Here is a 20826-nt window from a genome sequence, read left to right on the forward strand (position 1 = left end):
TTCAGCCCAGCCATGACCGGCTTGCTGGACCATATGCGCACCCACAACACGCCGCCCCGGCTTCTGGCGGCGCTCAGGGCGCTTGTCCGCAAAGATACTCTGTGGCTGATCGCGCTGGCCGCCCTTGTTGGCGTGCTGGCGGGTGGTGTGGTCAGCCTGATGACCCTCGCAACCTTCCTTGCTCATCATCTGCTGGCCCCCGGTTCCGGCCGCCTGTCTGGCCTGACAACCGTCAACCCTGTGCGCGCCCTGCTGGTCCCCATGGGCGGCGGGCTGCTGCTGGGACTGACCGGCCTGTATCTGGCCCGCAAAACCCGCTTCCGCCCGGCTGACCCGATTGAAGCCAATGCCCTGCATGGGGGGCGGATGTCCTTTCGAGACAGTCTGATTCTGGCCGGACAGACCATTCTCTCCAATGGCTGCGGGGCGTCACTGGGGCTGGAAGCCGGGTTCAGCCAGTTGGGCGCGGCCTTTGGCTCCCGCATTGGTCGGCAGTTGCGCATGCACCGGGCGGATGTGCGCCTGCTGGTGGGCTGCGGGGCAGCCGGAGCCATTGGCGCGGCGTTTGATGCGCCTCTGGCCGGGGCCTTTTATGCGTTTGAACTGATTATTGGCTCCTACACCTTTACCGCGCTGGCTCCGGTGGCGCTGGCCGCCATCTGTGGCATTGGCGTTGTGCATCTGACGGGCACCGTACTGCCGCCCGTCTGGGTGGCCACACCGCAGGGTATTCCGCTGCTGGCTTACTTCCCCATTATTCTGCTGGGCATTTTTGCCGGTCTGGTGGGGGTGATGCTGATGCGCGGTGTCACGCTGACGGAATATACCTTCCAGCGCCTGCCTCTGCCTGTCTGGCTGCGGCCCGCGCTGGGCGGCCTGCTGGTGGGCGGGCTGGCGCTTATTTCCCCCTCCGTGCTGTCTTCCGGCCATATGGCCATGCGGGCAGGCCTGATCAGCTCGCCGCCCTTTATGCTCGCCCTCGGTCTGCTGGGGCTTAAGGCGCTGGCCTCCGCCATTTCCATTGGCTCGGGTTTTCGCGGCGGACTGTTTTTTGCCTCGCTGTATCTGGGGGTTCTGACGGGCGCGGTCTTTGCCGGGGCACTCGCCCCTCTGGCCGTGCTGCCGGTTTCCGTCTGCACCATTGTGGGCATGTGCGCGCTGGCTGTGGCCGTTATTGGCGGCCCCATGACCATGATCTTTCTGGCGCTGGAAACCACCGGCAGCCTGCCGCTGACGGGCGCTGTGGTGGTCTCGGCCATTGTATCCTCCATGACGGTGCGGCGGACCTTTGGCTATTCCTTCGCCACATGGCGCTTCCATCTGCGTGGGGAAAATATCCGCTCCGGCGTGGATGTGGGCTGGATGCGCACGCTGACGGTGGAGCGGATGATGCGCACGGAAGTCGCCACCTTCCCCGCGACGGAAACCGTGCAGGCCGCCCGCCTCGCCTTCCCCAACCAGACGCCGCGCTACATCGTTCTGTGTGATGAGCAGAATCACTATAAGGGGCTGGTGGAAAACGTGCTGTTCCACGCCAACCGCGTGCCGGAAACCACGCCTCTGACCGAACTTGTCGCCCCGGATGATCTGGCACTGACCCCGGCGCTCTCCCTCTCCACCGCCATTGATACCTTTGAGCGGCTGGCGCGTCCGGCGCTGGCTGTGGTGGATGACACCAACCACATTCTGGGCCTGCTGAGTGAACGCTACGTGCTGCGCCGCTATGCGGAAGAACTGGAACGCACCCGGCGGGAACTGGCGGGGGAAAAATACCGGGTTTAACCGGGCATGCACTTTATACCATTCGATGCGTTGATGATTTCAGTCAGGAGAACCCTTTATGTCTCGCACCGCTTTTCTCAAAACATGCCTGCTGGCCTGCGCCCCGGCGGCTCTGGCTCTTGGGGTAGCTGGCCCCGCCCTGAGCGCCCCGGCTCCTAAAGCCGCCTCGGCCACTCCCCCCACGCTGGATGCCGCAGCCCTTGCCGTGCGAGCCGAACTGAAATCCGTGGGGGCGGCCCGCTTTACCGCTCCGGACTACAAGCTCGGTGTGGTGCGCCATATAGTGATGTTCACCTTCCGCCCCGGCACCACAGCGGCACAGCGCGCGGAGGTCACCCGGCGCTTTGTGGCTCTCACCACTCTCTCCCGCAGGCCAGATGGTAAGACGGTCGTGACGTCCATTGAGACAGGGGCGCAGAACAGCGGGGAAAATTCCGACCTCGGGCTGGAGCAGGGCTATCTGGTCACCTTCCAGTCCGAAGGGGACAGGAATTTTTACGTTGGCCGCCCGATTGTCACCCAGACAGGCTGCTTTGACCCGGCGCATGATGCCTTCAAAACCTTTGCCGGGCCTTATCTGGCGAAGGTCGTGGTGTTTGACTTCACCCCCACGCCTCCGGCGGCCCTTTAACGCAGTGGCCTTCCCGCATGGAACGGGAGGCCGCACCAACGCAAACGCATATCTGTGATCTGGCACGGACGCAGAACAGTGTTATAACAGCCCTTCCTTTTTAAGCCTGATCCAGACGGAGCCATTCCCTTATGACCGCCCCTGCCCAGACCCCGGCGAACCAGTCTCTTCTGGGCCGCCTGAAGGACATTGCCGGACACAGCCACGTGCTGACCAGCGAGGCCGAAACCTACCGCTTCCGCCATGGCTTCCGCTTTGGCGCGGGCAAGGTGCTGGCCGTGGTGCAGCCCGGCACGCTGGTGGAACTCTGGCGGGTGGCGCAGGCCTGTGTGGATGCGGGCAAGATTATCATCATGCAGGCCGCCAATACCGGCCTGACGGGCGGCTCCACGCCGGATGGTAATGATTATGACCGTGAGATCGTGCTGATCAGCACCCTTCGGCTGACCGGCGCGCATCTGATTGGCGGCGGCAAGCAGGTTGTCTGTCTGCCCGGTTCTACGCTGTATGAGCTGGAAAATATGCTGGGTGCCATTGGGCGCGAGCCGCATTCCGTTATCGGCTCGTCCTGCATTGGCGCGTCTGTTCTGGGTGGCATCAGCAACAACTCCGGCGGTGCGCTGGTGCAGCGTGGCCCGGCCTATACGGAAATGGCCGTGTTTGGTCAGGTAGGGGAAGACGGTAAGCTCCAGCTCGTCAACCATCTGGGCATCCAGCTGGGGAATGACCCGGAAGCCATTCTGAACAAGCTTCAGGCCGGCACGTTCTCCGATGCGGATATCGACTGGGATGCCGGCCGCGGGCATGACAACAATTACATCACCCATGTGCGTGATGTGGATGCGGACACCCCTGCCCGCTTTAATGCCGACCCGGCCCGCTGGCATGAGGCCGCAGGCTGCGCTGGCAAGCTGGTGGTGTTTGCCGTGCGTCTGGACACCTTCCCCGCCGCAAAAGACCCCGCCGTGTTCTACATTGGCTCCAACAGCACGGACGAGCTGGAAGACCTCCGCCGCCATATGCTGACAGGGTTTGAAGAACTGCCGATTGCAGGTGAATACATCCACCGCGATGCGTTCAATATTGCCGAGAAATACGGCAAGGACACGTTTGCCGTCATCCGCAAGTTCGGCACGAAATTCCTGCCGAAAATGTTTGCGATGAAGTCCCGGTTTGACATTTTTGCCAAGCAGTTCGGCTTCCTGCCTGAAAACCTGAGCGACCGCATCATGCAGGCGCTCAGCGTGTTCATCCCCAACCAGCTGCCCAACCGGATGCTGGAGTATCGGGACAAGTTTGAACACCACCTGATGCTGAAAACCTCCGCCACGCTGGCAGGCCCGATGAAGGCCTATCTGGAGCAGTTCTTCAGCAAGGCAACGGGGGAGTTTTTTGAATGCACGCCCGATGAAGGCACCCGCGCCTTCCTGCACCGCTTTGCCGCTGCGGGGGCTGCTGTGCGTTACCGTGCTGTGCATCACCGTGAGGCCGAAGACATTGTGGCGCTGGACGTCGCCCTGCGCCGGAATGACCGGGAATGGTTTGAAAAACTGCCCAAAGAGATTGAAGACAAGATTATCGTCAAACTCTATTACGGCCACTTCCTGTGCCATGTGATGCATCAGGATTACGTCATCAAAAAAGGCTACAACGCCATGGCGGTGGAGCACAGCATGCTCCCCGGGCTGGACCAGCGCGGCGCGCGCTACCCGGCGGAACATAACGTAGGCCATCTCTATCAGGCCCCGGATGTCATGCTGGCGCATTACCGGGAACTGGACCCCTGCAACTGCATGAACCCTGGCATTGGTCTGGCCACTAAAAAGAAGAACTGGGTGGCGGAAAGCGTCTAAAACGCGATAGAGAGGTCCGGCCCTTCCCTGTTACCGGACCTCTCGCTTTATGCTCCAGATCGACAGCCTCGTGTTCAACGCATGGGGACGCCAGTTTTTTAATCGTGCCAGCGTCAGCCTGCCCAACCCCTCCAAGGTCTCTCTTGTGGGGCGGAACGGGGTTGGTAAATCCACGCTGTTCAAGCTGATTAAAGGCGAGTTGCAGCCGGACTCCGGTGAAATTTCCATCCCCAAAGCTGCCCGTATTGCGGCGGTGGATCAGGAACATCCGGCCACGGATGTCACGTTGCTGGAAACCATTCTGGCAGCAGATCTGGAACGCGCCACGCTAATGGCCGAGCTGGAAACCGCCGAGCCGGAGCGCATGGGCGATATCTGGATGCGGCTGATTGAAATTGATGCCGACAGCGCGCCCTCCCGCGCTGCGGAAATTCTGAACGGCCTTGGCTTTTCCACCGAAGATCTGGACCGCCCGATGGCGGAATTCTCCGGTGGCTGGCGGATGCGTGTGGCGCTGGCCGCCGCCCTGTTCTCCGAGCCTGACCTGCTGCTGCTGGATGAGCCGACCAACTATCTGGACCTTGAAGGCGCTTTGTGGCTGGAAGCCCGGCTGGAACGCTACCCGCACTGCGCCCTGATTATCAGCCATGACCGTGAGCTGCTGAACAACTCAGTGGACTTCACGCTGCATGTGACGGAAGGCAAGCTGGAACTCTATACCGGCGGCTATGATTCCTTTGAGCATCAGCGGGCTGAAAAAATCCGCCTGCAAAGCGCCACCCGCGCCAAGCAGGAAGCCGAGCGCGCGCATCTGCAATCCTTTGTGGACCGCTTCAAAGCCTCCGCCGCCAAAGCCGCTCAGGCCCAGAGCCGCGTGAAACGTCTGGCCAAGCTGACGCCGATTGAAACCACCATTGAGGCACAGGTTTCCCCCTTCATCCTGCCCTCCCCGCCGCGCCCGCTGGCCCCGCCCTTGCTGCGGCTGGAAAATGTGGATGTCGGCTACGGGGATGACCCGGCCATTCTGAAAGACCTTGATCTGCGGCTGGATGTGGATGACCGCATCGGCCTGCTGGGCGTCAACGGGGCCGGTAAATCCACCTTTGCCAAGCTGGTAGCCGGCGCATTGCAGGCACGGTCCGGGCGTGTGTCCCGCTCGGCCCGGCTGGAAGTGGGCTGGTTCCATCAGCATCAGATTGAAGCGCTGGACCCGCAGCAGACCCCGCTGGATATCATGCGCGAAGCCCGCCCGACGGACAGTGACCAGTCTCATCGTTCCCGGCTGGCGCAGTTTGGCATTCATTTTGAAAAGCAGGGCACCAAGGTGGAGGCGCTCTCCGGTGGGGAACGCGCCCGCCTGCTGCTGAACATGGTCGCCATGTCCGCCCCGCATCTGCTCATTCTGGATGAACCGACCAACCATCTGGATATCGACAGCCGCCGCGCCCTGCTGGATGCGCTGAACGCGTATGAAGGGGCTGTGCTGCTGATTACCCATGACCGCTCACTGATGGAGCTGGTCGCCGACCGCCTGTGGCTGGCAGCGGACAACACCATTGTGCCGTTTGATGGCGATATGGATGACTACGCCCGCTTTGTGATTGAACGCGCCCGTGGCGGCACAGCAGCCCCCTCGCAGCGCGCTGCGAAGGAAAAGCGGAACAAGAAAGACAAAAAAGAGAAGAAGAAAAAGTCCTGAACAGAACGTAGGACGGACCCTTGGCGCAGATTGCCATCACCCCCAGCCTTGCTCTGGATGACTCGGAACTCTCCTTTACCTACATTCTGGCCTCCGGCCCCGGCGGCCAGAATGTGAACAAGGTGGCGACCGCTGCGCAGTTGCGGTTTGATGCTGCCAATTCGCCCTCCCTGCCCGAACGGGTGCGCACCCGCCTGCTCACACTGGCCGGGAGCCGCGCCACGCGGGACGGGGTGATTGTCATCACCGCGCGCAATTACCGCACCCAGCAGCAGAACCGGGAGGACGCGACCCAACGTCTGGCTGAACTGATCCGGCAGGCCGCACATAAGCAGGCCTACCGTGTGCCCACCCGCCCCAGCAAAGGCGCACGCCAGCGGCGGCTGGACGGCAAATCCCGCCGCTCCAGCATCAAGCAGGGCCGCAGTAAGCGATTTGATGATTAGGCATAGAAATCCTTTATTGGTGACATAATAAAAATTTCTAAGGCTATAGTTCATATTGAAAATGCGTTTGTTTATTTTGACTTCCATCAAATAAAACACACACACCGCACGCTATAACTTCTTTCAGCAAGACGATCTGTGATGTCGCTTGTTAAAAGGAGATGACGCACCATGCCGAAATCTGTCGTAAATCCCGAATTTCTTCCTGTTCTTGAAAAAATGCCGTCTTTTGACGGCCTTTCGGGCATGTCCCTGCCGGAAGTGCGGGAAACATTCCTGACCTCCGTGCGCCTTATAGAAGGTAAACCTCTGCCGGACGTGGAAGCACAGGAAGAGTATGTGCCCGGCCTGAACAACGCGCCGGACGTGCGTATTCTGACCTACAGCCCCCGCAAACCCGCACCCAGAGCACCAGCCATGATCTATATCCACGGCGGCGGCCTTGTGTCCGGCCACCCGGAAGTGGATGACCCCAAATGCCAGAAACTGGCCAGCCAACTGGGGTTGAAGGTTTTTTCCGTCGATTATCGTCTGGCGCCGGAAGTCAAATACCCTGGCGCGATTGAAGATTGTTACGCGGTGCTGAAATGGGTGCACGAAAACGCCGATCAACTCGGCATCGACCGTGAAAAGGTTGTTGTCGCGGGGGAAAGCGCCGGTGGTGGCCTGAGTGCGGCCCTCTCGCTGATGGCGCGGGACAAGAAAGAATACAAGCTGGCCTATCAGCTGCTCATCTACCCCATGCTGGATGACCGCACGGCCACAACGGCTGACCCCGCCGCAGATTTTGGCGAGTTTGTCTGGACCCGCTCCGCCAATAAATTTGCCTGGCAGGCTTATCTGGGGAACGACGCCGGGGGCGCCAACACCCCGGTTTATGCGTCCGCCGCCCGCGCGAAGGATCTGGCCGGTCTGCCCCCCACCTTTATTGGGGTCGGGTCCATGGACCTCTTCCTGTGTGAAGATCTGGATTACGCCAAACGCCTGATGGCCGCAGGTGTGCCGACCGAAGTCATGGTGGTGCCCGGTGCCTACCATGTGTTCGACATGTATGTGCCGGATGCCGAACTGTCCCGCCGCTTTGCAGACGCATACTGCGCGGGCCTGAAGCGGGTTCTGGGTCTGTAACCCCCTGGCCGGGCGCTGACTGAAAGCCGGTGCCCGGCCAGCGCCTATCCCAGACGTGAAGAGCCCCCCTCTTTTGCCGGATTGAGAAATCGGGCTTCATGCTGCCTCACGGTTTTTCTCCGCGAGGCGCATTGATGACAGCTTTCCACCGCCCCACTCAGTCCAGCACCATGACGGCCATCTGTTTTGCCGAGCCGGGCGGACCGGATGTGCTGCATTGTGAAACGCTCCCCATCCCGCAGCCGGGCCGGGGTGAAGTGCTGGTGCGCGTGCAGGCCGCTGGCGTAAACCGGCCAGACCTGATGCAGCGCGCCGGGCTTTACCCTCCGCCGCCCGGCGCCAACCCGCGCCTTGGTCTGGAAATTGCCGGGGAGATTGTGGCGTGCGGTGCGCCGCTGGAAGGCACCCCCATGCCGGAAATTGGCAGCGCTGTGTGTGCCCTGGCCAATGGCGGCGGCTATGCGGACTATTGTCTGGTGCCCGCCGGGCAATGCCTGCCCTGGCCCAAAGGGTATGATGCCGTGCAGGCTGCATCCCTGCCGGAAACCTTTTTTACAGTCTGGTCCAACCTGTTCATGCCCGCGCCCCCGGCTGTGGGGCAGCGTGTGCTGATCCACGGCGGCAGCAGCGGCATTGGCGTGACGGCCATCCAGCTGGTGCGGGCATTTGGAGCCATTCCCTACGTCACGGCAGGAAGTGCGGAAAAATGCGCCCTGTGTGAAAAGCTCGGCGCCATTGCCATCAACTACCATGAGGAAGATTTTGCCGCCCGCCTGCGGGAGCTGACGGATGGCAACGGCGTCAACCTCATTCTGGATATGATCGGCGGCGCGTATTTTGACCGCAACATCAAAAGTCTGGCGATGGATGGCCGACTGGTGATTATCGCGCTGCAAGGCGGGGCCAAGGCGGAGCAGGCCGATCTGGCGCGGATCATGACGCGGCGGCTGATCGTCACCGGCAGCACACTCCGCGGACGAGACACCGCAACCAAAGCGCGCATTGCACGGGAATTACACGCGCAGGTATGGCCCCTGCTGGCCAGCGGCACCATCCGCCCCCGGATTGATACCGTCCTGCCTTTCTCCAAAGCCGCAGAGGCTCACCAGATGATGGAAGACAACAAACATCTGGGCCGCATTATTCTGGTACCTGACGCAAAAGCCTGATGCGTGGCCCGTGCGGGGCTGCACATAGCACCATGTCCGCACGGCCATTCCCCTCATGGGGCTTTTTTCGCTACAAGAAGAGATCTGATCCCTCTCTTTGAGAAGCTTCGTTTTTTATGGCCCCAACTTCCTCTCTTGCGGACAGGCTTGCTGATGTCCGCGCCCGCATCACCGCAGCAGCGCTGGATGCCGGGCGAGACCCTGCCTCTGTCTCTCTGGTAGCGGTTTCCAAGTTCCACCCTGCCAGCAGCGTGCAGGAGGCCATTGCCGCAGGCCAGACGGTGTTTGGTGAAAACCGCGTGCAGGAAGCCGCCGCCAAGTTCCCGCCCTTGCGGGAGCAGAACCCGGCGCTGCGCCTGCATCTGATCGGCGGCCTGCAAACCAACAAGGCCAAAGACGCCGTACGCATTGCAGATATGATTGAGAGCCTCGATCGGCCTGCGCTGGCCGACGCCATTGCGCGCGCAGCAGACAGTGTTGGCCGAATGCCGGAGCTGCTGATTGAGGTCAACACGGGCGACGAACCTCAGAAATTTGGTGTGCCGAAGGAAGAGGCTGACAGCTTTATCCGCATCTGCCGCCAACGGTTTGGTGACAGTTTGCGCGGGCTGATGTGCATCCCGCCCGCAGAGCAGGACCCCACCCCGCATTTCCGCCTGCTGCGCAGCATGGCGCAGACGCACGGCCTGCCGGTGCTCTCCATGGGCATGTCCGCCGATTACCCGATTGCCATTGCCGAGGGCGCGACACTGGTGCGCGTGGGCACAGCCATTTTTGGCCCGCGCCCACCCACCGCCTGACGGGCGGAGACCAGATAACTTGCAATTCCCCGGCCTGACCCCCTATGCAAACGCCGGGACTCATTTTCCCACGAGCGACGTGGAGCCAGAACTGACATGACAGACCCTGCTAATACCCCCGGAACAGACCCGCAGTCTGGCACGCCACCGCACGCTGCGGCACAGCCCGCTCCGGCTCACGCTGAAAAGCCGCAGATTACGGAATTTGACGCCGACCACCCGCAACATGCTGCAGCCCCCGTTGGCTTTGCCGCGCTGCTGGGTGTGCTGGGCGTGGTGTATGGGGATATCGGGACCAGCCCGCTTTATGCCTTCCGCTCCACAGTGGAAGTCATTTCCGGGCACCATAGCGTCGCGCCGTGGGAAATTATGGGGGTCGCCAGTCTTATTTTCTGGACCCTTATCCTCATTGTGACGGTGAAATACGTCATTCTGATTATGCGGGCCGACCATAATGGCGAGGGCGGCATTCTCGCCATCATGTCCCTCGCCCAGCGTATGGCCACCAGTCCAAAAACCCGGTGGGCGCTCGGATTGGTGGGAATTGTCGGGGCCTGTCTGTTCTTTGGGGATGGCATTATTACCCCGGCCATTTCCGTGCTTTCCGCCATTGAGGGCGTGGAAGTCAGTGTGCCCGCCGCGCATGACTTTGTGATTCCCATCGCCATTCTGGTCATTATCAGTCTGTTCAGCGTGCAGTGGATCGGCACCGGCAAAGTCGGCACCATTTTCGGGCCGGTCATGCTGCTGTGGTTCGGCACGCTGGGGGCGCTGGGCGTTGTGCAGATCCTGCATCACCCCGGTATTCTGATGGCACTTTCCCCCACCTATGCGCTGGAATTTGTGTTTTATCACGGCAGGCTCTCGTTTCTGGCCCTTGGTTCCGTGGTGCTGTGCGTCACCGGGGCCGAGGCACTCTATGCCGATATGGGCCATTTTGGCCGCGCGCCCATCCGCTACGCGTGGCTGTTCTTTGTGCTGCCCATGCTGGTGCTGAACTACTTCGGGCAGGCTGCACTGGTGATTGCCGACCCCAAGGCGCTGGTGAACCCGTTCTTCCTGATGTGCCCGCACTGGATGCAGGGGCCGATGGTGGTGCTGTCCACCTTCGCCACCGTTATTGCCAGTCAGGCCGGGATTTCCGGCGGCTTCTCCATCTGTCGCCAGCTTATCCAGCTTGGCTACATGCCGCGCCTGCGCATTACCCACACCAATGCGGAAGAGGAAGGCCAGATCTATCTGCCGGACTTCAACCGCTTTCTGGCCGTGGGCGCCGTGCTGCTGGTTGTGGCGTTCCGTAGCTCCGATGCACTGGCCTCGGCTTACGGTATTGCCGTGACAGGCACCTTCATCTGCACCTCCATTCTGGCCATTGTCGTCTTCCGCAAACACTTCAACTGGCCGGTCTGGCAGGTGGCACTTGTGTTTGGCGGCTTCCTGGCGCTGGACAGCACCTTCTTTGCTGCCAACGCGCTGAAGATCCCCGATGGGGGCTGGGTGCCGGTGCTGCTGGGCTGTGTGCTGACCCTGATGATGACCACATGGAAGAAGGGCCGTGGCCTGATTGTGGCCCGCCAGCGGCAGGACAGCCTGCCCATGGGCTCCTTCATCGCGCGTCTGCCGCAGTCCCGCATTATCCGCGTGCCGGGCATGGCCGTGTTCATGACGGGCACGCCGGACTTTGTGCCGCCCTGCCTGCTGCATAACCTGCGCCACAACAAGATCCTGCATGACCACGTTCTGTTTGTCACCGTGCAGAACCTTGACCAGCCAGAAGCCGACCGCGGCCACCGCGTGGCGGTGGAAGAGCTGGCCCCCAATATCTACCGCGTCATCCTGCGCTACGGCTTTATGGAAATGCCGAACATCCCGCGCGCGCTGGAAGACCTGAAGTCCAACGGCGTGGATTTTGATGCCCTGCAAGCTTCCTATTTCACCTCGCGCGAACTGATTACCCGCTCCTCTGTGCCCCGTATTTCGCACTGGCGGATGTCTCTGTTCCTGTTCATGGCGCGCAATGCCACGTCCAGCATGGAATTCTTCCGTATTCCGCCGGACCGCGTGGTGCAGCTGGGCGTGAAGGTGGCCATCTGACCGCCCTCGTGCCCTCCAGCGCTGACCCCCTCGCGCTCTATATCCACTGGCCATTCTGTCTGGCCAAATGCCCGTACTGTGACTTCAACTCACACGTGCGGGAACGGATGCCGGAGGCCCGCTTTGCTGCCGCCCTGCGCACGGAACTGGCGCATGAGGCCGCACGGCTGGGCCGTCGCAAACTCGGCTCCATTTTTTTTGGCGGGGGCACGCCCTCTCTGATGGCACCCGAGAGTGTGGCCGCGCTGATTGCCGACGCCACGACACTTTTCGAGCCTCTCCCCAACCTTGAAATCACGCTGGAAGCCAACCCCACCAGCGTAGAATCCGGCCGCCTGAGCGCCTTCCGGCAGGCAGGGGTAAACCGCGTTTCTCTGGGGATTCAGGCGCTGGATGATGCCTCGCTCAAATTTCTGGGCCGGGAACATTCAGCCAAACAGGCCCTCGCGGCGCTGGAAATTGCCCGGGGTCTGTTCCCCCGCATTACGTTTGACCTGATTTACGCCCGCCCCGGCCAGACACTGGCCGACTGGCAGGCGGAACTGGATACGGCGCTCAGTCTGGTGGCAGACCATGTCTCGCTCTACCAGCTGACCATTGAGCCCGGCACCAAGTTTGAAGCCCTGTATCGCACCGGCGCGTTCACCCTGCCGGATGAAGACACCGCAGCCCGCCTGTATCAGGAAACCAGCGAGGTCACCGCGCGGCACGGGCTGGCAGGCTATGAAGTCTCCAATTATGCCCGCCCCGGCAGTGAAAGCCGCCATAACCTGACCTACTGGCGCTATGGCGATTATCTGGGCCTCGGCCCCGGCGCGCATGGACGCATCACGCAAGGCGACGCCCTGTTTGCCACCCGCCGCCATCGTGCGCCGGAACCCTGGGCGGATCTGGTGGAACGCACCGGCACCGGCCAGACCTCGCAGGATGCGCTGGACCCGACAGACCGCGCGCGGGAAATGCTGCTGATGGGCCTGCGCGTGACGGAAGGCATCAACGCCCCCCGCTTTACCGCCCGCACCGGCCTGAGCCTGCACGACGCGCTGGATCCGGTGATTCTGGAAGCCGCTCTTGAGGAAGGTTATCTGGAGCAAACCACCGAAACCCTCCGCGCCACCCCGGAAGGCCGCCTGCGGCTGGAAGCCCTGCTGGGCGCGCTGGTGCTGTAAGCAGTTCTGCTATTTTTTACACAGCAACTCATGAACAGAGATGATCTGAGATAAGATGATCACCAGAACTCCCCAGAAAGAAAAATCATAAATACATCTATAGGTTTCACAGATGATGATAAAAATCACAGAAACCAAACAAAAAATAAGAAAAGCCAAAGACCATTTATATCTGGAATTTCCCATTCTCTATAATCCCACCCAATCACTATAATGATTTAATACTTTCCGCACTTTCAAATACCACACGAACCCCGGCATCTGCTATGCCATCCAAGGACTACGTGGCAATGGTTTAAAATACCCGACCTTTATCCCCTGCGAATTAAATTTTTGCCCACCCATATTCCCTTCCCATTCCATTTAACGATACGCTTGCGGCATGGTATCTGATCGGGTGCCGTTCTTAACCAACCGAGGCTTTTCATGCGCCAGCGTTCCCTGACTCATCGCCCTTTTCTGCGGCTGACTTCCGCTCTTGCCGCAACGCTGGCCGTGCTGTGCGCCGCCCCCCATGCCCGTGCGGATGAAAAATCCGACGCCCCGGAACTGGTGATTGAAGACAACGACTTTCTCGGTCCGGGTGGTTCAGACATTCAGTCCACCATCCCGCTGCTGGCCAACCCGCATATCAAGGTTCTCGGCTTTACCGTTTGCGCGGGGGATGACTGGGAGAATGCGGAATCCGCCCACCTGCGCCGCTTTCTGGAAATTGCTCACCGTGAGGATATTCCGGTGGCCGATGGCGCTGTGTATCCGCTGATCAACAGCGTGGAACTCATGCGCCTGCGTGAGCAGCAATATGGCGCCATTCCGTGGAAAGGCGCATGGGGTGGCCCCGGCTCCATGGCTAATGTGCCCTCCACCCAGCCGCCGCTACCCAAATTTACAGAAGGCGCCCCCAAAACTCCCGCCATTGCAGAACCGGCGGCCATGTTCCTGATCCGCATGGTGCATGCGCACCCGCATCAGGTGACAATTTATGAAGCGGGCCCGATGACCAATCTGGCGCTGGCCATCCGTCTGGACCCAACCTTTGCCGCCACTGCCAAACAGCTGGTGTTCATGGGTGGGCTGATTGACACCAGCATGATGTCCATCACCGGCAGCGCGAACTTTGCGTCTGATTTCAACATGATTTTTGACCCGGAAGCCGCCCACATCACGCTAACCGCCGCATGGCCGTCCATCACGGTAGTGGGGAATGTGTCCAACGATATCATGATGACAAAGCCTTACATGGCCCGCATTGCCAGCAAGAACACTCCGGTGACCAGCTACATGAGCCGCAATTTCTCCCCGCTGCCGCTGTGGGATGAAATGGCCGCCGCCATTGCGGCTGATCCGTCGCTCGTGAAACAGTCTGTCAAAGCCTACATGGATGTGGAAATCGCCAAAGGCTACAGCTACGGCCATGCCCATGTCTGGCCCAAAAATCTCGCTCCCGTCAAAATGGGCGTGCGGGAAGTAACACTGGTGCAGAAAATTGATGCTGAGAAGTTTCAGGAAAACTTCGTGAAGCAGGCGCAGGGTCTTTGAAAAAAAATGCTCTTCAGATTCACGCGATCTGAAGAGCACTCATTAAGACTTTTATAAATTTCAGACTGCTTACGGCTCAAATTTTCCGCCCCAGCATTCAACGGGTATTCCTGCAATCACAGCACATTTCTGACCGTTGGGGTACGTCACAATAAGATGATGATGAGTCTCCTCAGCACTTCGCAGGTATGATCCAACATCACTGCTTGAGGTAAGGGAGACCGTCGCCTGCGCTTTCGGAGAAACCCCGGCATAGGAAACCAGTAGACCGGTAAGAGACATGGAAGCGAACACAAAAGTTCTAAATTTCTTCATTGAAACATCCTTCCTGCTATACCTAAACCAATCATGTTCAGGAGATAATTATTAACTCCCTGAAATCTTACCCTGTCAATAAATTAATCCGAACTCAAAACGTAAAGGTCACAATGATTTCTTCTGGCCTCAACCTCATTAAACTGGTTGTCGGTGTCAGTTCGGTTGAAGAACTGGCGGAACGACAGAAAGACCCCCACAACACCCGGCAGCACCCGCAGCACGGCGCGCGCTTGCCAGTGGTGCATACCCGCACCTTTCCGCGCCAGAGTGAGGAAATCCTGCAGGGTGGCTCTCTCTATCGGGTTATCAGCAGCCTGATCCAGTGCCGCCAGCAGGTGCTGGACCTGCAAACCGAAACACGGGCAGATGGCACACAGGGCACGCTCATCCTGCTCTCCCCAGAGATCATCCGGGTTGAACCCCGCGCCATGCGCCCTTTTCAGGGATGGCGCTACCTGAAACCTGCCGACGCCCCGCCAGATCTTTCCGGCACACAAAGCTCAAACCTGCCGCCGCATTTGCAGAAAGAGCTGACGCTGCTGGGGCTGTAAAAAAGCTTCGGTCATAAAAAAAGCCCCCTTCTGAACGAAGGGGGCTTTTTTGTCTGTGCGAGGGAGCGGGAAAACACCGCTCCGACTGGTCAGAGTTTAGAAGTCTGCGCCAACCTGCATGAACACATAACGACCAATCATCTCAGACCCATAGAGCTGAGCATTGGTGTTGGTTGCACCGTCGGCCACAAACGGGGCTTTCTTGTCCAGAATGTTGTTCACACCCGCAGACAGGTTCCAGCGGCCCATGGTGTAACCCACTGTGACATCATGCGTGAAGATGCCAGGCGTTTTGCAATAGGAATACGTGGAGCAGGACACATCGCTCGTTCCATCATTCCATTTCATGCCGCCCATGTAGGACATCATGTAGGTCAGGCGGAAGTTGTTATGGTTCCAGGTGACCGTTGCATAGTCACGCACACGCGGCTGGCCTGAGCCGTAACCCTGATAGAACATACGGCCAGCATAGTTGTTCCACTCACCGCCCGGCTCGTTCTGCTGGAGGTAGGAGACCAGCTGCTGGAAATTGTTGTTCAGAACAATCATGTCCTGCCAGCCCAGACGCAGGCGATAGGTCAGGTCAAAATCAATACCACTCGTGCGCAGGCCACCAACGTTCTGATAGATATTTTCCACCGTCGTCAGCTGACCAGTCGAGTTACGCGGGTTCACAAACTGGCACTGGTAAGAATTACCGGTTGCACAGGAGTCAACGATGTACTGCGTCGGCAGCGTGCCGATCATGTTCTTGATCGTGTAGTGCCAGTAATCAACCGTTGCGGTCAGGCCAGGAATCCAACGGGGAGTAACCGTCGTCCCGATGGTGTAGGTCCGAGCTGTTTCCGGAGACAGATGCGAGTTCCCACCCGTTACAGTAGAAATCTGGTTGTTGGGCTGTTTGAAGGTTGCGGTGTTGATGCCCATTTTCTGGCAATACGCCGTAACAGCAGCAGACTGAGAACCGTAAGATGACGCCTGTGCACAGGGGTCATTCGCAGTATCGTAGCTGATGCCCTGACCGCCATACAGTTCGTTCACGCTTGGCTGACGGAAGGACGTACCCAGCGTTGCATAGAACCGGATGTCACGCACCGGTGCCCAGTCAATGGAGAGTTTCCAGGTCTGGGTGCTGCCGAAGGTGTTATAGTGAGACCAGCGGCCCTGCCCGTCGACAGACAGATCTTTTGCCAGAAAAGCATCACGCAGCAGCGGGATTTTTGCTTCTGCATAGACTTCCGTTGCGTTAAATCCGCCACCGGTGTTGGAGGAAGAGTTCCCTGCGGAATCGCCGTTCATGGTCAGCGGGTCGGCATGGTAGCTGGCCTGCTCACTGCGGTGTTCGATACCGCCAGCAACACCAATCGTGCCACCATGCTCATACGGCAGCTTCACAACTTTGTCGTTGTGAACGCGCGCATTGAAGTCACGCAGCTGGTAATCAGCATGATCATGTTCATTGAACGTGGCGTACTGCTTCGCCTTACCCGTCAGATTCTGCATCGGATCAGCCAGCGCACAGCCAGCAGAGGCCTGACAGACTGAAGGATCATACGTCACAGCACTGCTGGAGCTCGTGGGGTCCAGCTGACGGATGCCATAGACCTGCATCAGATGGTTGTAGTTGATCTGATTGAGGGTGTTGTAGGTCGTCTGGCTATCGCCATAGCCCATGGAAACATCATATTCCCAGTTTCCGACAATCTTACCCTTGGCACCCGCCGTCACCTGATAGGTGTCAGATGCCTGATTGCTCTCACGACCGCCCAGCTCTGTATAACGACGATACATATAGGAGTTTTCCCCCCAGGAGCTGTCATAATACGGAGCATTGGTGGGCATGGTCAGCGGATTGACCAGGTCGGACGGATAGACACTCCCCGTCACCGGCATCCCCGCCATCATCTGGGAAGAAGCCTTATGAGTGTACTGAACATTGGCATAAAGCTTGAAATGTTCGTTCACATCATAATGCGCATCGCCATTCAGAGAGCCCTGCTCCAGGTAGCTGAGCAGAGAGGACGTGCTACCGTAGTTATAGCGGTCAGCTGATGTATAAGGGTGTGTGCCGTTGCCATTGGCGTTGGCGACAACATCCAGCCCTGTCGCATCGTTCATGATGCGGGAACCCGCCGTAATACCCGAGCCGAACGTAGGATCGCTACCAATCGTCGGATCTGTCGCCCAGGGCCTGGACAGATAATTACGGTCTTTCTGCATGATCCCGCCCTGCGTCATATACTGACCGAAGACCGAGATATTGCCCTTGTCGTGATCGAAATTGAATCCGTAATGGCCGGAAATTTTGCCGGTGCGGTCATCGCCGACATCGGTGATGCCACCGCGCACGGTGATGTTGCCGCCCTGAATATTATGCTTGAGCTTGACGTTGATCACACCCGCCACAGCATCAGCACCGTACAGTTCGGAGCCACCATCTTTCAGGATTTCGATGCTCTCAACCATGTCGGACGGGATGTTGTTCAGATCCGCACAGGAAGCACCGTTACCCATGGTCTGGATCATGCGCTTGCCGTCAACCAGCACCAGAACGCGGCTGGAACCGAGGTTACGGATATCCGCGCAGGACATGCCGCCACCGCCATTCTGCGTGGTGTTCTGCGTGCCGCTGCTCCCAATGGAGGGGAGACGCTGCAGGTAATCACCAATGGTCGTGGCGGAAGTCTGCTGAATTTCTTTAGCCGTAACCGTCTGCACCGGGTTGGGGTTGTAACGGCCAGAGCGCAGAGCGGAGCCCGTTACAACCACGTTTTCAGGGCTGTTGGATTCCTTGGGAGACGTATCGGCAACGCTTTTAAGTGTCGCACTATTCTTTTTGGTGGCCGTTACTTTCCGGGCAACAGGCTGTGCTGTTGTTTTGGAAGCCGTGCGGGCTGCCGTCTTGCTGGCAACAGTTGTCTTGCCAGCTTTTGCTTCAACATCCGCAGCCTGAGCTATGGCAGGCGATACCGCAGCAAAAACCGGCAACGCATAAAGGAGGGAGAAAGAGAGCGGCAGGCGCGTCTTTCTGCGATCAGTATGGGACATAGGTGTTTCCTGCGCGATATTACATTTTGATTACGATAAGTATCTCCGAATTAAGAAACAGCTCTGCGCGTGTCACGCTTAAATTTCGATACAAAAACCTTTTCTCGAAATATGCGGCATCAAAAACACACCACTATCGTAACGATGTCACTTTGTTTCCGAAACCAGACTCCAATCGACCAAAAAGATCTTTCGATTCAACATTTTCTTTCCGAAAAGAAAAATCGTTTTGAACCCATTCTTTCTGTTACCCGGATGCCACACAGCTTTCTTGACTCGCTCCTCTCCTGCCCCCTAACCGTGAAGGCCCTACCCCACTGGTGCGGCGGGACTCTCGCGCGCTCCGGGGCATTTGAGGAGAGTTCTGAATGATCCGTCGTCCCTGGCTGTACGCCGCGACAGCCGCAACCTGCCTGGCAGGCTGGAGCACAGCCGCCACCGCAGCCCCCCTGCCGGCGTCCAACCCGTTTGCCGCAGAAAGCACCCTGCCCTACCACGCCCCGCGCTTTGATCTGATCAAGGACACGGACTACCAGCCCGCGCTGGAGCAGGGCATGGCCGAGCAGGCAGAAGAAATGGAGCGAATCGCCAACAGTTCCGAACCGGCGACGTTTGAGAACACCATTTCCGCCATGGAACGCTCCGGCCGCCTGCTGGACCGCACGCTGGAAACCTTCAGCGGTGTGTATTCCGCCAACACCAACCCGGTTCTGGATAAAGTGCAGGAAGTGGTGGGGCCAAAACTGTCCGCGCATGAAGACAGCATTTTCCTCAACCCCAAACTGTTCGCACGCATCCAGTATCTGCACGCCCGCAAGGATACGCTGGGACTGAACGCTGAGCAGAAGCAGGTTCTGGACGTCTATTACCAGAACTTCGTGCAGGCTGGCGCGCAGCTCTCTGATGATGACAAAGCCAAACTGCGTGACCTGAACACCCGCCTCTCCAAACTGGAAACCGTGTTCCAGCAGAAGCTGCTGGCAGGCACCAAGGCCTCCGCACTGGTTGTGTCGGACAAAGCCAGACTGGCTGGTCTGGATGCCGCCGCCATTACCGCTGCACAGACAGCTGCCACAGAGCGCAAGCTTGACGGCAAATGGCTCCTGCCGCTGCAAAACACCACGCAGCAGCCGACCATGGAAACCCTGACGGACCGTGAAACCCGTCAGGCACTGTTTGAACAGTCCTGGACCCGTGTAGAAAAAGGTGGTGACGGCGATACGCGTGACACCATTGCCACCATCGCCCAGTTGCGTGCCCAGAAAGCCGCTCTGTTTGGCTACAAGAACTATGCGGCCTATGTGCTGGCAGACCAGATGGCCAAAACGCCTGAAGCCGTGCACAGCTTTATTGCGCAGATCGTCCCGGCCCTCGCCGCCGAACAGAAGCGTGAAGCCGCTGACATTCAGAAGACCATCACCAAAAGCGGTGCGTCCTTTGAGCTCAAGCCGTGGGACTGGCCTTACTATGCCGCTCAGGTGCGCAAGGCCCGCCTCAACTTTGATGAAAATCAGGTCAAACCTTATTTTGAGCTGAATACAGTTCTGCAGGATGGCGTCTTTTTTGCCGCCAACAGCCTGTATGGCGTCACCTTCAAGCGCCGCACGGATATTCCGACCTACAACCCGGATGTCATGGTGTTTGAAGTGTTCGATAAAGACGGGTCCGAACTCGGCCTGATCTATTTCGATTACTTCCAGCGCGACAACAAAAACGGCGGCGCATGGATGTCCAACTTTGTGGGGCAGTCTGCTCTGCTGGGCACCAAGCCGGTTGTGTATAACGTGGCCAACTTCACCAAACCGGCTCAGGGCGAACCTGCTCTGATCAGCTTTGATGACGTGACGACCATGTTCCATGAATTTGGGCACGCGCTGCACGGTCTGTTTGCCAAGCAGACTTACCCGATTATCTCCGGCACCTCCGTGGCGCGGGACTTTGTGGAATTCCCCTCACAGTTCAACGAACACTGGGCGCTGAACGCTCCGGTGCTGGCCCACTATGCCCGCCATTACAAAACTGGTGCGCCCATGCCAGAAAATCTGGTGGCGCTGCTGAAAAAGGCTGCAACCTTCAATCAGGGTTACCGTCTGGGTGAAGTGGTGAGCGCCGCAGAACTGGATATGGACTGGCACAGCCTGGGTGCCGATGCGCCGAAGCAGGATGTGGATGTGTTTGAAAAATCCGCTCTGAGCAAAATGGGGCTGGAAACGGACATGGTGCCGCCGCGCTACCGCTCCAGCTACTTCCTGCACATCTGGTCCAATGGCTATTCCGCCGGATATTACGCCTATCTGTGGACGGAAATGCTAGATGACGACACGTTCGCATGGTTCGAGAAAAACGGTGGCCTGACGCGTAAGAATGGCGACCGCTTCCGTGACATGATCCTCTCCCGCGGCCATACGCAGGATTACGGCCCGATGTTCCGCGCCTTCTATGGCAAGGACCCGGATATTGGCCCGATGCTGACATTCCGTGGCCTGAACGGTTCCAAAAACTAACGCTCTTCTCTCAGGGTGTCTCCGGGCACCCGCCTGAGCGTTTTTCAAACGGCGGTTAGTCTACACTCTGCGGAATAACCGCCGTTCCTGTATAC

General features: G+C 58.9%; 14 protein-coding genes. 13 read left to right on the forward strand and 1 reads right to left on the reverse strand.

Features of this window, described 5'->3' with window-relative positions:
- The first annotated feature begins 12 nt into the window (after positions 1 to 12).
- The 12 genes from HK23_RS06830 to HK23_RS06890 all read left to right on the forward strand — a co-directional run bounded on the left by HK23_RS06830 (position 13) and on the right by HK23_RS06890 (position 15179).
- A complete protein-coding gene (locus HK23_RS06830; protein WP_086653389.1) occupies positions 13 to 1782 on the forward strand; it encodes a chloride channel protein in 1770 nt (589 codons plus the stop codon).
- A 58-nt stretch (positions 1783 to 1840) separates the two neighbouring features.
- Positions 1841 to 2413, forward strand: coding sequence for a Dabb family protein (locus HK23_RS06835; RefSeq protein WP_086653390.1), 573 nt, complete (start codon positions 1841 to 1843; stop codon positions 2411 to 2413).
- A gap of 131 nt (positions 2414 to 2544) precedes the next feature.
- Entirely contained in the window at positions 2545 to 4266 is a 1722-nt protein-coding gene (gene dld / locus HK23_RS06840; protein ID WP_063906995.1) for a D-lactate dehydrogenase, read from the forward strand.
- Positions 4267 to 4315: 49 nt separating this feature from the next.
- Positions 4316 to 5965, forward strand: a complete 1650-nt coding sequence (locus HK23_RS06845) for an ABC-F family ATP-binding cassette domain-containing protein (protein WP_086653391.1) — start codon at positions 4316 to 4318, stop codon at positions 5963 to 5965.
- A 20-nt stretch (positions 5966 to 5985) separates the two neighbouring features.
- Positions 5986 to 6411, forward strand: a complete 426-nt coding sequence (arfB, locus tag HK23_RS06850) for an alternative ribosome rescue aminoacyl-tRNA hydrolase ArfB (protein WP_373270313.1) — start codon at positions 5986 to 5988, stop codon at positions 6409 to 6411.
- A gap of 171 nt (positions 6412 to 6582) precedes the next feature.
- Positions 6583 to 7539, forward strand: coding sequence for an alpha/beta hydrolase (locus tag HK23_RS06855; protein ID WP_086653392.1), 957 nt, complete (start codon positions 6583 to 6585; stop codon positions 7537 to 7539).
- Positions 7540 to 7673: 134 nt separating this feature from the next.
- The gene (locus tag HK23_RS06860) at positions 7674 to 8708 is read left to right on the forward strand and encodes an NAD(P)H-quinone oxidoreductase (protein ID WP_256940100.1); all 1035 of its coding nucleotides are present in this window, start codon (positions 7674 to 7676) and stop codon (positions 8706 to 8708) included.
- A gap of 116 nt (positions 8709 to 8824) precedes the next feature.
- Positions 8825 to 9508, forward strand: a complete 684-nt coding sequence (locus tag HK23_RS06865; protein ID WP_086653393.1) for a YggS family pyridoxal phosphate-dependent enzyme — start codon at positions 8825 to 8827, stop codon at positions 9506 to 9508.
- 96 nt (positions 9509 to 9604) lie between these two features.
- The gene (locus HK23_RS06870; RefSeq protein ID WP_063906990.1) at positions 9605 to 11602 is read left to right on the forward strand and encodes a potassium transporter Kup; all 1998 of its coding nucleotides are present in this window, start codon (positions 9605 to 9607) and stop codon (positions 11600 to 11602) included.
- Positions 11603 to 11610: 8 nt separating this feature from the next.
- Entirely contained in the window at positions 11611 to 12771 is a 1161-nt protein-coding gene (hemW, locus tag HK23_RS06875) for a radical SAM family heme chaperone HemW (RefSeq protein ID WP_086653394.1), read from the forward strand.
- Positions 12772 to 13197: 426 nt separating this feature from the next.
- On the forward strand, positions 13198 to 14310 hold the full coding sequence (locus HK23_RS06880; protein WP_082881589.1) for a nucleoside hydrolase: 1113 nt from the start codon (positions 13198 to 13200) through the stop codon (positions 14308 to 14310).
- A 428-nt stretch (positions 14311 to 14738) separates the two neighbouring features.
- Complete coding sequence (locus tag HK23_RS06890; RefSeq protein ID WP_086653396.1) at positions 14739 to 15179, forward strand: DUF1489 family protein; 441 nt, start codon at positions 14739 to 14741, stop codon at positions 15177 to 15179.
- Between the two features lie 96 nt (positions 15180 to 15275).
- Here the strand turns inward: HK23_RS06890 and HK23_RS06895 are convergent, their stop codons facing one another.
- On the reverse strand, positions 15276 to 18227 hold the full coding sequence (locus tag HK23_RS06895) for a TonB-dependent receptor domain-containing protein (RefSeq protein WP_086653397.1): 2952 nt from the start codon (positions 18225 to 18227) through the stop codon (positions 15276 to 15278).
- A gap of 368 nt (positions 18228 to 18595) precedes the next feature.
- Between HK23_RS06895 and HK23_RS06900 the strand changes: the two genes are divergently transcribed.
- Positions 18596 to 20731, forward strand: a complete 2136-nt coding sequence (locus tag HK23_RS06900) for a M3 family metallopeptidase (RefSeq protein WP_086653398.1) — start codon at positions 18596 to 18598, stop codon at positions 20729 to 20731.
- The last annotated feature ends 95 nt before the right edge of the window (positions 20732 to 20826 follow it).

Origin of the sequence: Acetobacter malorum (genome assembly GCF_002153605.1) — a bacterium.
Classification (GTDB): Bacteria; Pseudomonadota; Alphaproteobacteria; order Acetobacterales; family Acetobacteraceae; genus Acetobacter; species Acetobacter malorum_A.